This is a genomic window from Sphingomonas pokkalii, assembly GCF_003096275.1.
GTDB classification, from domain to species: Bacteria; Pseudomonadota; Alphaproteobacteria; order Sphingomonadales; family Sphingomonadaceae; genus Sphingomonas; species Sphingomonas pokkalii.
Genome location: NZ_QENQ01000001.1, coordinates 92,561 through 106,185, shown reverse-complemented (window position 1 = coordinate 106,185; position 13,625 = coordinate 92,561). Strand labels below are relative to the sequence as shown.

Annotated in this window: 11 protein-coding genes; 4 read left to right on the top strand and 7 right to left on the bottom strand. The window is 65.0% G+C overall.

Annotated elements, in window-relative coordinates; all coding sequences use genetic code 11:
* Positions 1–175: 175 nt before the first annotated feature.
* Positions 176–985, top strand: coding sequence for an ATP-binding protein (locus tag DD559_RS00505; RefSeq protein ID WP_116467472.1), 810 nt, complete (start codon positions 176–178; stop codon positions 983–985).
* A gap of 68 nt (positions 986–1,053) precedes the next feature.
* On the opposite strand, the gene DD559_RS00500 is transcribed toward DD559_RS00505, so the two are convergent.
* The 3 genes from DD559_RS00500 to DD559_RS00490 all read right to left on the bottom strand — a co-directional run bounded on the left by DD559_RS00500 (position 1,054) and on the right by DD559_RS00490 (position 5,605).
* Positions 1,054–1,842, bottom strand: a complete 789-nt coding sequence (locus tag DD559_RS00500; RefSeq protein ID WP_133243753.1) for a hypothetical protein — start codon at positions 1,840–1,842, stop codon at positions 1,054–1,056.
* A 47-nt stretch (positions 1,843–1,889) separates the two neighbouring features.
* Positions 1,890–3,533: a hypothetical protein gene (locus DD559_RS00495; protein ID WP_165830943.1), complete on the bottom strand. Its 1,644-nt coding sequence runs from the start codon at positions 3,531–3,533 to the stop codon at positions 1,890–1,892.
* Positions 3,534–3,823: 290 nt separating this feature from the next.
* Positions 3,824–5,605: an ABC-F family ATP-binding cassette domain-containing protein gene (locus DD559_RS00490; protein ID WP_116467469.1), complete on the bottom strand. Its 1,782-nt coding sequence runs from the start codon at positions 5,603–5,605 to the stop codon at positions 3,824–3,826.
* Positions 5,606–5,739: 134 nt separating this feature from the next.
* On the opposite strand from DD559_RS00490, the gene DD559_RS00485 reads away from it, so the two are divergent.
* From DD559_RS00485 to DD559_RS00475, 3 genes are all read left to right on the top strand, one after another.
* On the top strand, positions 5,740–6,054 hold the full coding sequence (locus DD559_RS00485; protein WP_438270344.1) for a hypothetical protein: 315 nt from the start codon (positions 5,740–5,742) through the stop codon (positions 6,052–6,054).
* A gap of 29 nt (positions 6,055–6,083) precedes the next feature.
* On the top strand, positions 6,084–6,752 hold the full coding sequence (locus DD559_RS00480; RefSeq protein ID WP_116467468.1) for a response regulator transcription factor: 669 nt from the start codon (positions 6,084–6,086) through the stop codon (positions 6,750–6,752).
* 124 nt (positions 6,753–6,876) lie between these two features.
* Positions 6,877–8,220, top strand: coding sequence for a sensor histidine kinase (locus DD559_RS00475; protein WP_116470612.1), 1,344 nt, complete (start codon positions 6,877–6,879; stop codon positions 8,218–8,220).
* A 3-nt stretch (positions 8,221–8,223) separates the two neighbouring features.
* Here DD559_RS00475 and DD559_RS00470 read toward each other — a convergent pair whose 3' ends face one another.
* From DD559_RS00470 to gyrB, 4 genes are all read right to left on the bottom strand, one after another.
* A complete protein-coding gene (locus DD559_RS00470; RefSeq protein ID WP_116467467.1) occupies positions 8,224–9,222 on the bottom strand; it encodes an LLM class flavin-dependent oxidoreductase in 999 nt (332 codons plus the stop codon).
* A 198-nt stretch (positions 9,223–9,420) separates the two neighbouring features.
* Positions 9,421–10,155, bottom strand: coding sequence for an SDR family NAD(P)-dependent oxidoreductase (locus tag DD559_RS00465; protein WP_116467466.1), 735 nt, complete (start codon positions 10,153–10,155; stop codon positions 9,421–9,423).
* Between the two features lie 352 nt (positions 10,156–10,507).
* Entirely contained in the window at positions 10,508–11,023 is a 516-nt protein-coding gene (locus tag DD559_RS19540; RefSeq protein WP_133243752.1) for a hypothetical protein, read from the bottom strand.
* Positions 11,024–11,128: 105 nt separating this feature from the next.
* On the bottom strand, positions 11,129–13,621 hold the full coding sequence (gyrB, locus tag DD559_RS00460; RefSeq protein ID WP_116467465.1) for a DNA topoisomerase (ATP-hydrolyzing) subunit B: 2,493 nt from the start codon (positions 13,619–13,621) through the stop codon (positions 11,129–11,131).
* Positions 13,622–13,625: the final 4 nt, after the last annotated feature.

Genomic DNA, 13,625 nt, shown 5'->3' with positions numbered 1-13,625 from the left:
CGCGCACAATTGCGTTTGTACCATGGCTTGAAACAAGCTCGAGACGAAATGGTTACGGACCCGGTAAAATTCATCTCGGTTTATCTCGGTAAACCGCGATCTGGTCGCTGCGGCTACGGTTCGGCCCCCGCGGAGTCGCCCTCGCGCTGCCGATCTTTTCCGCTATAGCGGCGCGATGATCGATCCGCTGATCCGTATCGCCGAGGCGCTGGAGCGCCTGGCGCCGCCGCCTGCGCCGCCCACCGACCTGGCGGTGCATCCCGCCTATATATGGCGTGGCCGCGATCTGGCTCCGGCCCGTGCGTTCGCGCCGATGCCGCTGGCGCTGCTGCAGGGGGTCGAAAAGCAACGCGTCGCGCTCCTCGCCAATCTTGAGCGGCTTTCGGCCGGCCATGCCGCGCAGGATGTGTTGCTCTGGGGCGCGCGCGGCACCGGCAAGTCGGCGCTGGTGAAGGGTGCGGTGGGCGCGGTGCAGGCGCAGGGCGGGCGACTGGCGCTGGTCGAAGCGGCGACGACGCATCTGGAAACGCTGCCCGATCTATTCGCACTGCTGGCCGGCACCGATCGGCCGTTCGCGATCTTCATCGACGATCTGGGCTTCGACGCCGCAGCCGATGCCCGCGCGCTGCGATCGATACTGGAAGGCGGCGCAGAGGCGCGGCCGGCCAATTGCCGGCTGCTGGTCACGTCCAACCGCCGCCACCTGCTGCCGCGGGATATCGAAGCGCAATCGAGCGCGATCAATCCGCGCGATTCGGTCGACGACGATCTGGCACTGGCGGATCGCTTCGGCCTGTCGCTGGGCTTCCATATGGTCAATCAGGACACCTATGTCGCGATCGTGCGCGGTTATGCCGAGGCGTATGGGCTGGTGTTCGAGCCGGCGGACGCGATCCAATGGGCGACCCGGCGGGGCAGCCGCTCGGGGCGCGTGGCCTGGCAATATGTGGTGGAGTTGGCCGGGCGACAGGGCAAGCGGGTTTAGGGCAACACTGGCGAAAAGCGACCGGCTGCGCGGAAGGCCGGTCGCCCGACGACGGGCGGTGCGACCGGCTATAGTTCGGTTGCGGGATGGCTTGGATCGATCATCTTCAAGGAGGATGCGCCCGCCGCCTTCAGCCACCGCTCCCACGCCGTGCGCAAGCGCTTCGACTGTCTGCTCTTGTCGCGCCTGTTGCCTACCTCGATGAATACGACGTCCACCCCTTCCAGCGGCTGGCTCTCCGGCTTCGGCAAGGCGACCGAGCGGCGGCCGATCGCTCCGGTTTGCAGTCCGTCTGTAATCAGGATCAGCTTCCGCTGGGTGCCCACCCAGCCCAGCGAGGGGCTGCTGCCCGCACGGATGATCTGCTGGGTAATCGGCGAACTGTGTGACGTTGGCGCATCGTTCACCGCATTGCGCACTCCGTCGCCCAGCGTAGCGAGGAATTGCTTGTAAATGGGATCCAGAAATTTCGCATTTTCGTCCATCCGGGCATCCGCACCCTTCGCCGCGACGCAGTTCTGGTATTTGGGTGTAAGCGCGCTCGTGGTGTCATCGTCGAAGGGAACGACGATCAACTTGGAGGCTCGGGGAAGCTTCTTCGCAATACCGAGGACGTTGGCCTCGATCATCTTGACGTTTCTCTGCTCGATCCGATCGGTCACGTCGATCATTACGAGCGCTGCCACCGGTGCTTCGTGGTTGAGGAGGCAAAGGGTTTCCGGATCGACCGCCTGAGCATGGCTGAGATAGGAGAGATACCCGGCACCGCCGGCGACTAGGGATATGGCGACCGCGAATCCACTGATCCAGAGCACACCGGAGCGGGTCGGCTTGGTTTTTGCGGTAGAACGCGCCACGGTCGTGTTTTGCCTTGTGGGTGGGATGTTCGTATCGAAGCGGGATTTTACACGGAGGCTGCGGTGCGGGCGTGCGGCGCTTTCATCTTGCTCGTGACGATCCCATCGCCGACCGACGGGTTGCTGCCGGTGGGCTGAGCGCGCTCGGGTGCGGCCTCGGCTTTCGCCAGTTCCTTGCTGGCAACTGCCAGCTTCGCGGCAAACGCCTTTCGGGCGCCGGCAATGGAGTCGTCGTCAATGTCCTCCCGCTTGCACAGCGTTTCTGCGTCGCCCACGAGCGTGGCATGCTTGCTCCTTATTTGAGCAAGATGTTCCTTGAGCTTCTTGTCGATGTTGACCCAGAGTTCGCCGATATTCGCCCCGCCATTTTGCCTAACATAGGCATCGAATAGGCGTGCCGCGTGTTCGATGTCTTGTGAATCAGAAAGAAACTGGGTGACGACCTTGTCGCCGGTTGCGGCGAGCGCGCGAATGCTTGATTTGCACGCCGTGATGACAGCGGGGCCTTCGTCGAGCCAATGATCAAAATCATCGGAAAATTTTTTGATATGGTCTTTCGCCTGGGTGATCTTCTCGCGCAAGTCCGGCTCGGCCGCATCAATTTTCGCCCCTCTGCTGCGCAGCCCCAAATACCCGCCCGAATATGTCAGGAATTTCCAGGAGATCAGGAAGATCACAGCGAAGGATATAAGGGCGAAGGAGAAGGCCGTGAAATCGCTCAGCGCGTTCAAGATCGCGCCGAAATGCCAGATTTGCCGTTGTGCTGTCCCATATGGATCGGTGTCGCCATGGGCGCCCGCAACACGTGCGAGGCTGAGGAGTGATATGGCCCAGCCAGCGACGAGAAGCGCAGCTGCGATAAGCGCGTAACCACCCCACCTTCCGCGGTCCTGCTTGAGCCGCAGTTGCCTGCCTACCCCAAGCCCTATTCCGCATAATATGAAAACGCCAGATGCGAGGAGGGCAGCGCTGAATCCGCCGACAAGACCGTTTTGCAATTGGGTGGATTGGTAGAGAGAATTTATGACAAATTCTCCTACGGTCAGGATTCCAAGCTGGCCAATAACGGCCATGTCAATTTTCTTTCCTGGTTTGACATCGTCGCTCAGGCCGTGATTTTTGCGAAATACTGTCAGCTCGTCTTTTGCGCTCTTTAGGTTGGAGGCGCTAGCGAGAATGGCCTCCTTGTGTTCTTCGGTCGTGCGATCGAGATGTGCCGACATCATATCGATGATGCCCTTTGGCCGGCACTGGTTCAGCCACTGACTTTCTTGGGCGATGGAGGTGTCGAGACCGCTTAACGCCTCTTCGGCACGATGGAAGGCGCTGCCCGCATAGGATTCGAGTTGCACTTGGAGGGAGACCAGGGTTGTTGAACCCGGCGCGAGCGACACCCTTTTGTCACCAGCACCTACGCTTTTGCTGAGTCCTTCGGCTTGATCGATGGCGAAGGCGATGGCGGAGGCTCGGAAGGGGCTGGCGCGCCGCGCGAAAAAGTTGCGTAGCCGGTCGATCAGGCTGCGGGCGGCGGGTACCAGTGGCGTCCGGACAAAAGGAACGCGCTGCGCGCGGACCTCCTCCGCGTTTGTGAAGTCGATTTCGCGAGTGCTACCAATGCCTTGCGACGTGGATGCCCTGGCCATCCGCTTTCCCCCAATAGCCGTTTGTGGTGCGCCCCGCGTCTTCACCACGCGACAAGGCTAGCGTGGTAGAATGTCATCCGTCAATGTCAGTCGAGGCATCAATCGGCCTCAAATTGCGACCGGGGCGCTACTATCGGAAGGACACGGCTCCGAACAACGCCGGGCGTAGGTCAGCAGCAGGCAAGAAAGAATTGGTATTGTATCAGCTATGTGGCGCGCGACGATGATGGTGGGCAGCAGGCGCCCGGGACCTGACTTCGCGGATGGGCGCTCGTTCGTCTACCGTGAGCGCAGAAGGCGCCGCGCCCTGATCTCCCGCCGGCCCTTTAGACCCGCCCTCAACCCAGCCCTTCGGCCATTTCCGCCAGTTCCAGCCAGCGCAACTCGGCGGCATCCTTCTCGTCGCGCAGCCGCGCGATGCCCTCGCTCAGCTTGGCGAACTTCGCCGGATCCTTGGTGTAGAGCGCAGGATCGGCCAGCAGCGCCTCGTCGCGGGCGATCGTCTGGTCGATCTCCTCGATGCGCTTGGGCAGGAGTTCGTAGTCGCGCTGGTCCTTGTAGCTCAGCTTGGTGCGGGCCTTGGGGGTTTCGGCCACGGGCGCTGGGGCCGGCTTGCTCGCCTTTTTCGCCTCGATCCGCGGGCGGCGCTTGGCCTCCCAGTCGGCATAGCCGCCGACCACCACGTCCACCGTGCCGCTGCCGTCCAGCCCCAGCGTCACCGTGACGGTGCGGTCGAGAAAGTCGCGATCGTGGCTGACGATCAGCACCGTGCCGGCATAATCGGCGATCACTTCCTGAAGCAGGTCGAGCGTCTCGAGGTCGAGATCGTTGGTCGGCTCGTCGAGCACCAGCAGGTTGGACGGCCGGGCGAATTCGCGCGCGAGCAGCAGGCGCGAGCGCTCGCCGCCCGAGAGCGTGCCGATCCGCGCCTCGGCGATGCTGGGATCGAACAGGAACTCCTTGAGATAGCCATGGACGTGCTTGCGCGCGCCCTGCACGTCGATCCAGTCGCCGCCGTCCGCCAGCACGTCGCGCACCCGCTTGTCGGGCGCCATCAGGCTGCGCTGCTGGTCGATGATGATCGCGTCGAGCGTCTGCGAGAGCTTCACGCTCCCTTCGTCGGGCTGGAGCTCGCCGGTGAGCATCTTGAGCAGCGTCGACTTGCCCGCGCCGTTCGATCCGACGATGCCGATCCGGTCGCCCTTGGTGACGCGGAAGCTCAGGTCCTTGATGATCGTCCGCTCGCCGAAGCGCTTGGTGACGTGCTTGGCGTCGATCACCACCTTGGTCTGGTTGCCGTCCGAGGCGGTGGCGAGCGCGGCGGTACCCTGCGGGCCCGTCATCGCGGCGCGTTCGGCGCGCATTTCCTTCAGCTTGGACAGGCGGCCCTGGTTGCGGCGACGGCGGCCGGTGACGCCGCGCTGGAGCCAATGCTCCTCGATCTTGAGCTTGGCGTCGAGCCGCTGGGCGTTGCGCTCCTCCTCGGCATAGACCTGCTCGGTCCATGCTTCGAACCCGCCGAAGCCGATCTCGGCGCGGCGGATGGAACCGCGATCGAGCCACAGCGTCTGGCGGGTGAGACGGGTGAGGAAGGTACGATCGTGGCTGATGACGATAAAGGCGCCCTTGTAGCGCGTCAGCCAGTCTTCCAGCCATTCGATCGCACCGAGATCGAGATGGTTGGTCGGCTCGTCGAGCAGGAGCACGTCGGGATCCTGCGCCAGCGCGCGGGCGATGGCGGCACGGCGGCGCTCGCCGCCGCTGGCCGTCGCCGCTTCGCGGCTGAGGTCGATGCCGAGCTGGTCGGCGATCGCCTCGGCCTCGTGCTGGGCGGGGGCGTCGTCGCCGGAGAGGACATAGTCCATCAGCGTGGTGCAGCCGGTCATGCGCGGTTCCTGCTCCAGCAGGATCACGCGCGTGCCGGGCACGATGGTGCGGCGACCCTCGTCGCTGTCGATCGCGCCGGCGATCAGCTTGAGCAGCGTCGTCTTGCCCGCCCCGTTGCGGCCGATCAGCGCGAGCCGATCGCGCTCGCCGACATGCAGGTCGAGATTGCGGAAAAGCCAGCCGGATCCCTGAACGAGACCCAGCCCTTCATAGGAAAGCACCGGAGCAGCCATGACGCAGCACCTAGGGGCCCGAACCCGCCCCGGCAAGCGGCGGCCGATGCGCGAAAGCCACAATTCCCGAACCATGGCTGACGCGCATGTTCAGGGGCTATTCAATGCCCGGACCCTATGCCATGCCAATGCCGATGTTGGTCAAGCCTGTTCTGATCGCGTGTCTTGCGAGCCTCGCGCTCACGAGCCCGATCGTGGCGCGTCCGCTCGACGCGGCCCAGGACGACGGCCAGCGTGCGGCGCGGGAGCGGCGGCTTCGCGGCCAGAATCTGCCCGCGCGCGAGATCGAGCGGCGGGTGATTCCCCGGATGCCGGGCGCCCAATATCTGGGATTCGACTATGATCCCGGTACCGACATTTACACGCTCAAATTCCTGCGCAATGGATCGGTGATCTGGGTGGAGGTGGATGGCCATACCGGCCAGATCCTCCGCCGCATGGGCAGCTGAGCAGACCACAAGAAAAGGACGGACAGCGAATGCGACTTCTGATCGTCGAGGACGAACCCAATCTCGGCATCCAGCTCCGCACCGCCCTGGAAGGCGCGGGCTATGCCGTCGATCTCGCGACCGATGGCGAGGAGGGGCATTTCCTTGGCTCCACCGAGCAATATGACGCGGTGATTCTCGATCTGGGCTTGCCGGAGATCGACGGGCTTACCGTGCTCGATCGCTGGCGGAAGGAAGGCCGCACCATGCCGGTGCTGGTGCTGACCGCGCGGGACAGCTGGTCGGACAAGGTGGCGGGCCTGGATGCCGGCGCCGACGATTATGTCGCCAAGCCGTTCCAGACCGAGGAACTGATCGCCCGCCTGCGCGCGCTGATCCGCCGCGCTTCGGGCAACGCCTCGGCCGAGCTGACCGCGGGCGACATCCGCCTCGACACCCGCTCGGGCAAGGTCACCAAGGCGGGCGAGCCGGTGAAGCTGACCGCGCAGGAATATAAGCTGCTCAGCTATCTGCTCCACCACAAGGGCAAGGTGGTGAGCCGTACCGAGCTGATCGAGCATATCTACGACCAGGATTTCGATCGCGATTCGAACACGATCGAAGTGTTCGTGACGCGCATCCGCAAGAAGCTGGGCGCCGATGTGATCACCACCATTCGCGGCCTGGGCTACAGCCTCGACGAATCCGGCTTCGCCTGAGGCCGCACGGGTGGACGCAGCACCGATCTCCAGCGACACGTCCGAAGGTGCGGCGTCCGCGCCTGCCGATACCGATCCCCGCGAGAGCCGGCCGGTGCGCGTCACCGGATCGGTCAGCCGCCGGATGCTGCTGGTGGCGACCGCCTGGATCCTGCTGCTGCTGGTCGGTGGCGGGCTCGCCCTGGATCGGGTGCTGACCGGTGCGATCACCCGCAATTTCGACGACCAGCTGGACTATCTCGTTTCCTCCCTGATCGTTTCCGCCGAGCTGGGTTCGCGCGGGGAAGTGGTCCTGAACCGGCAGCTTGCCGACCAGCGCTTCCTCGAGCCCAATTCGGGCGCCTATTGGCAGATCAGCGGCAAAGGCTACGAAGCGTTCCCGTCGATGTCGCTGTGGGATCGACGACTGAAGTCGAACAAGGTCTATCAGGACCGCAACATCCATTTCTATGACAGCGACGAATTCGTCGACAAGCGTTCCGGCGCCAACCGCGATGATCCCGGCAACCAGCGGCTGCGCATCGCCGAGCGCGATCTGACACTGCCGGGATCGCCGGTGCTGTGGCGATTCCAGGTGGCGGAGACTCGCGAGACGCTGGATGCGCAGATCGCCACGGTGCGCCGAACATTGGTGCGCAGCTTCGCGCTGCTGGGGCTGGGGCTGGTCGCGATGGCGGCGCTGCAGACATGGTATGGCCTGCGGCCGCTGCGTAAGGTGCGGCGCGAGATCGCTCGCCTGCGCGCCGGCCACACCAAGCGCGTCGCGGGGGCGTTGCCAGCGGAAGTGGGGCCGATGGTCGACGAGCTCAACGCACTGGTGGAGCATAACGACCGTCAGGCGGAAGAGGCGCGGCGCCATGCCGGCAACCTCGCCCATGCGTTGAAGACGCCGCTGAGCGTGATCATGAATGCAGCGGCGGCGGGGCAGGCCGATCTGCCCGATACGGTGATCCGCGAGGCGCGGACGATGCGGCGGCAGATCGACCACCATCTCGCCCGCGCCCGCGCGGTCGGGCGGCGCGGCAGTGCGCACAGCCGGGCGGAAGTTTGGTCGTCGATCGTGGCGGTCGAGCGGGCCGTGGCGCGGCTCTACCCCAATGTCCGTATCGATGTGGACGGGGTGAAGGATGCCGTTGCCCATATCGAGCGGCAGGATCTCGACGAGATCCTCGGCAATCTGGTCGAGAACGCCGCGAAATATGGCGGCGGCAGCGTGTTCGTGACCGCGCGGCTGGAGGCAGGCTATGTCGAGATCCTCGTCGAGGACGACGGCATGGGCATTCCCGAGGCAGATCGCATCCGAATCTTCGATCGCGGCGTACGGCTGGATACCGGCAAGCCCGGCACCGGGCTGGGCCTGGCGATCGTGCGCGACGTCGCCGAAATCTATGGCGGCACCGCCAGTCTGGAAGAGAGCGAGGATCTGGGCGGCCTGCTCGTCCGCCTCCGCCTGCCGGCGGCGGGCTGAAGCTCAGGCTGGCTCGACCGCGCGCATCGCCTCGGCCGCGATCTCCAGGCTGCGCTTGCGGGCCTGGTGATCGTACATCGCGCTGGTGAGCATCAGTTCGTCCGCCTGGGTGCGTTCGAGGAACGCTTCGATCTCGCGCCGGATCTTGGCGGGGCCGCCGATTGCCGATGCGGACAGGACATGGTCGAGCATGGCATTGCCCTGCGTGCCCAGGCCCTCGCGATAGCCGCGCACCGGCGGCGGTAGCCGAACGCCGGTGCCGGTGGTGCGGAGCGCGACGAACGCCTGTTGCTGCGAACTGGCCAGATACGCGCCCTCTTCATCGCTGTCGGCGGCAAAGACGTTGAAGCCGAGCATCAGGTGCGGCTTGGCCAGCGCTTCGGACGGGCGAAAATTACGCCGATAGACGGCGATCGCTTCGTCGAGCATTCCCGGGGCGAAATGCGAGGCAAAGGCGTAGGGCAGGCCGAGTGCGGCGGCGAGCTGCGCGCCGAAGGTGCTGGAGCCGAGAATCCAAAGCTTCACATCGGCACCTGCCCCCGGCGTCGCGCGGATGCCGGTGCGGCCATCATCGGCGAAATAGCTTTGCAACTCCATCACGTCGCGCGGGAATTCGTTGCCGTCGCTGTCCAGGTTGCGCCGGATCGCGGCGGCGACGCGCTGATCCGATCCAGGTGCGCGGCCGAGGCCGAGATCGATGCGGCCGGGAAACAGCGCATCGAGTGTGCCGAATGCCTCGGCGATCTGCAGCGGGGAATGGTTGGGCAGCATGATCCCGCCGGCGCCGACCCGGATCGTCCTGGTCGCCTGCGCGACATGCGCGATCACCACGGCGGTGGCGGCGCTGGCAATGCCTTCCATGCCGTGATGCTCCGCCACCCAATAGCGCTGAAAGCCGATCCGTTCGGCATGGGCGGCGAGATCGGCGGCATTGGCCAGCGCCTGCGGAACGGTGCCACCCTGGACTACCGGGACGAGATCGAGGAGCGAAAAGGCTGTCATGGACAGGAGATGGGGGGCGGCAACCGACCGTGCCAGAGGGTTCGGGTTGGGAGGGGGCAAGCGGAAGTTTAAGGGGTGGGGGCGGCCACCCTCACGCTGCCGGCGCGGGGAGATGGCGTCAGGGAGTGCGGCTCCCTCTCCCCTTGTGGGAGGGGGAGGGAGCCGCGGAGCGGCGGAAGATGCGGGGGGACGCTCCGCTCAGCCTTCGCGGTGCACCGCGAACGGGCCGTTGCCCTGGTTCACCGGCATCAGTTCCAGCGTGTTGACGGTGAAGTGCGGCGGCAGCGTCGCCACCCACAGCATCGTCTCGGCGATGTCCTCGGCGGTCATCGGGTTGACGCCGGCATAGACCTTGTCCGAGGCGTCCTGGCTGCCGGTGCGGACCAGGGTGAATTCGGTTTCGACCATGCCCGGCTCGATCGAGGTGACGCGCACGCCGGTGCCGATCAGGTCGGCGCGCAGGTTGAGCGTGAACTGGCGGACGAACGCCTTGGTCGCGCCGTACACATTGCCGCCGGGATAGGGATAGGTCGCCGCCACCGACGACAGGTTGATGATCCCGCCCTTGCGCGCGACCAGCCCCGGCAGCAGCTTGTGGGTGATCGAGACCAAAGCGGTGACGTTGGTGTCGATCATCGTCCGCCACTTGTCGAGCGACGCCTTGTGGGCGGGCTCCAGGCCGAGCGCGAGGCCGGCATTGTTGATCAGCAGGTCGATGTCCGAGAAGGGGGCGGGCAGGCTGTCCAGCGCCGCATCGCGCGCCGCTTCGTCGCGAATGTCGAAGGCGAGGGTGTGGACGCGCTCCCCGGCCAGCTTTTCCAGGCGATCGGCGCGGCGGCCGGTCGCCACCACATGCCAGCCGGCATCGGCAAAGGCACGGACCGAAGCTTCGCCGATCCCGGCGGTGGCGCCGGTGATGAGTACGGTAGGCATGGCAACTCCTGGGATGACGGGTTTGGCTTCCTATACGCGCGTCGCGACGGTTTGGATCAGCTTTTTGCGGGGTTGCAGCCGGAAGCGCCAGTTCCGGCGGGGCCGCTGACCGACCGGCACAGCATCGGCTGTGCGTCGGCGGGGTAGAGCGGCATCCGTGTCTCCATCTCCCTCTCCCGCAGGCGGGAGAGGGAAAGTACGCCCGGTTCGCATTGGACCACCGTGGCCTGAAAGCGAGCGGTTAGCTGATGGGGTGGACGCCCCCCGACGGCATCGATGTGCCAAAGTGGAGGTGTTGATCACCACTTGAGGGAGATGACAGCATCCGACTACGTGCCAACATTACCCCGATTTACCGCTTGCATCCGAAGGGGCGTCCACAGATGCCGTTCACCCGTGCGAACGAATACCGTCCGCCATCCGCAGCATCACCAAGCAATTCTAACGGGTGAGGATGAGCTGGATCGTCGATACGTAGCTTCAGCGGGTAAGCATCAGACCTGACCACGATGGCATGCGCTGACGCTCCAACGTATGCCGTTGGCAGAACATACGGGCCTGCCTTATCCCGCTCGACGATGTAATCAACGCGCTGATTTGCAACGGTCATCACCCCGTCGTGCAAAACGATCGTGCCGCAACAGCCGTTCGAATATCGGCCGTTTGCGATGCTCGTCGGCAAACGCGGTTCTCCCGAGAGCGCAATGTAAACCCACGCGCAAAGAACCATGACGACGGTGGCGATCCCAACAGTCTTGCTCGCGCGCATAATGCCTGTTTGAACTGGCATAGGCATGTCCGCAACCAGGCGCGAACAGCCAGCTGGCTTCAGAATGCCACCACCCAGAACGCCGACGATGCACGACATGGCGCTGCCGGAAAGGAGGCAAGGGGACAATCGAAGGTCGAAACCGACTTCAACCGCCCCTCGCTGGTCCGCTAACCCCTCACCGGCCGCCCGTCGAGCGACAGATCAAACGTCGAGATTGGCGACGCTGAGCGCATTCTCCTGGATGAAGTCGCGGCGCGGTTCGACCACGTCGCCCATCAGCTGAGTGAAGATCGCGTCGGCCACGTCGGCCTGGTCGATCGCCACCTGCAGCATCGAGCGATTCTGCGGGTCGAGCGTGGTCTCCCACAGCTGCTCCGCATTCATCTCGCCCAGACCCTTGTAGCGCTGGATCGCCAGCCCCTTGCGCCCGAAGGCGAGGATCGCGTCGAGCAGCTGCGACGGGCGCGACACCAGGCTCTCGCCCTTGCCGACCGCGACGGGCGCGTCGTCCTCGGGCACCGGCGCATCCACCTCGGTCGCGAGGCCCTTGTTCGAGACGAGCTTGGACGGCGTCAGATAGGCCGCCGCCTGCTCGCTCGCCAGCGTGTGCAGCTTGCGCGCCTCGGCCGAGACGAGGAAGTTCGCCTCGACGATGTGGTGGTCGGTCACCCCGCGCCACAGCCGCTCGAAATGATAGCCGCCATCCTCGGTGATGCGCGCGCTCCACCGGGCCTCGGTGTCGGCGGCGTTGAGCCGGGCGACGACGGTCTTCAGTTCCTCGGCATGCTGTTCGCGGCTCACCGACGGATCGAGCGCGCCGCCCAGCGCCAGCGATTCGATGATCATCGGATCGTAGCGGCGCGGCACGTAGCGCATGAGGGTGCGCATGCGGCGGGCATGCTCGACCAGCGTGCGCAGGTCCTCGCCCGAGCGCTGGCTGCCATTGGTGTCGAGCACCGTACCGCCGACGCCGGCATCGACCAGATACTGGTCGAGCGCGGCATCGTCCTTCAGATACACCTCGGAGCGGCCCTTGGTCGCCTTATAGAGCGGCGGCTGCGCGATATAGAGGTGCCCGCCCGTGATGATCTCGGGCATCTGGCGGTAGAAGAAGGTGAGCAGCAGCGTGCGGATGTGCGCGCCGTCCACGTCTGCGTCGGTCATGATGACGATCTTGTGGTAGCGCAGCTTCTCGATGTTGAAATCGTCGCGGATGCCGGTGCCGAGCGCGGTGATGATCGTGCCGATTTCGCGGCTGGCGAGCATCCGGTCGAAGCGCGCGCGCTCGACGTTGAGGATCTTGCCGCGCAACGGCAGGATCGCCTGGAAGTGGCGGTCGCGGCCCTGCTTGGCCGAGCCACCGGCCGAGTCACCCTCGACGAAGAACAGTTCGGACTTGGCGGGATCGCGCTCCTGGCAGTCGGCGAGCTTGCCGGGCAGGCTGGCGATATCCATCACGCCCTTGCGCCGGGTGAGCTCGCGGGCACGCTTGGCGGCCTCGCGCGCGGCGGCGGCGTCGATCACCTTCTGGATGATCTGCTTGGCAACCGCGGGATTTTCCTCCAGCCATTCGGCCAGCTTGTCGGCCATCAGGCTTTCGAGCGGCTGGCGGACTTCGGAGGAGACCAGCTTGTCCTTGGTCTGGCTGCTGAACTTGGGGTCCGGCAGCTTGACCGAGACGATCGCGGTGAGCCCCTCGCGCATGTCGTCGCCGGTGAGGCTGACCTTCTCCTTCTTCAGCATCCCCGACTTGTCGGCATAGCCGTTCAGCGTGCGGGTCAGCGCCGCGCGGAACGCCGCGAGATGGGTGCCGCCGTCGCGCTGCGGGATGTTGTTGGTGAAGCAGAGGACGTTTTCGTAATAGCTGTCGTTCCACTCCAGCGCGACGTCGATCGTCACGTCGTCGCGGGTGCCGCTGATCGCCACCGGATCGGGCATCAGCGCGACCTTGTTGCGATCGAGATACTTCACGAACGCGGCGATGCCGCCCTCATAGAACAGCTCGACTTCCTTGACTTCCTCGTGCCGCGCGTCGCGCAGGAACAGGCGCACGCCCGAATTGAGGAAGGCGAGTTCGCGATAGCGATGCTCGAGCTTCTCGAAGTCGTACTCGGTGATCTTGAACGTCTCCGGGCTGGCGAGGAAGGTCACGCGCGTGCCCTTCTTGCCGTTCGCCGGGCCGATCACCTTGAGCGGCGCCTCGGCATCGCCGTGGCGGAAGCGCATGTAATGCTCCTCGCCGTCGCGCCAGATGTTGAGATCGAGCCACTCGCTGAGCGCGTTCACCACCGACACGCCCACGCCGTGCAGGCCGCCCGAAACCTTGTAGGCGTTCGAGTCCGAGGTGTTCTCGAACTTGCCGCCCGCATGGAGCTGGGTCATGATCACTTCGGCGGCGGACACGCCCTCTTCGGAGTGGATGCCGGTCGGAATGCCGCGGCCATTATCCTCGACCGAGACCGATCCGTCGGCGTTGAGCGTGATCTGGATCAGGTCGCAATGGCCGGCCAGCGCCTCGTCGATCGCATTGTCGGAAACCTCGAACACCATGTGGTGGAGGCCCGAACCGTCGTCGGTGTCGCCGATATACATGCCGGGGCGCTTGCGGACCGCGTCGAGGCCCTTGAGGACCTTGATGGAATCGGCGCCATATTCGTTCGCGTTGGGATCGTTCGTCTTGGGAGTGTCTGCCATGCCG

Excerpts from the sequence above, each read along its gene's own strand:
- DD559_RS00480 (WP_116467468.1), top strand. The coding sequence starts at position 6,084 with ATGCGACTTCTGATCGTCGAGGACGAACCCAATCTCGGCATCCAGCTC.
- DD559_RS00465 (WP_116467466.1), bottom strand. The coding sequence starts at position 10,155 with ATGCCTACCGTACTCATCACCGGCGCCACCGCCGGGATCGGCGAAGCT.
- DD559_RS00505 (WP_116467472.1), top strand. The coding sequence starts at position 176 with ATGATCGATCCGCTGATCCGTATCGCCGAGGCGCTGGAGCGCCTGGCG.
- DD559_RS00490 (WP_116467469.1), bottom strand. The coding sequence starts at position 5,605 with ATGGCTGCTCCGGTGCTTTCCTATGAAGGGCTGGGTCTCGTTCAGGGA.
- DD559_RS00475 (WP_116470612.1), top strand. The coding sequence starts at position 6,877 with ATGCTGCTGGTGGCGACCGCCTGGATCCTGCTGCTGCTGGTCGGTGGC.
- DD559_RS00485 (WP_438270344.1), top strand. The coding sequence starts at position 5,740 with ATGTTGGTCAAGCCTGTTCTGATCGCGTGTCTTGCGAGCCTCGCGCTC.
- gyrB (WP_116467465.1), bottom strand. The coding sequence starts at position 13,621 with ATGGCAGACACTCCCAAGACGAACGATCCCAACGCGAACGAATATGGC.
- DD559_RS00470 (WP_116467467.1), bottom strand. The coding sequence starts at position 9,222 with ATGACAGCCTTTTCGCTCCTCGATCTCGTCCCGGTAGTCCAGGGTGGC.
- DD559_RS19540 (WP_133243752.1), bottom strand. The coding sequence starts at position 11,023 with ATGTCGTGCATCGTCGGCGTTCTGGGTGGTGGCATTCTGAAGCCAGCT.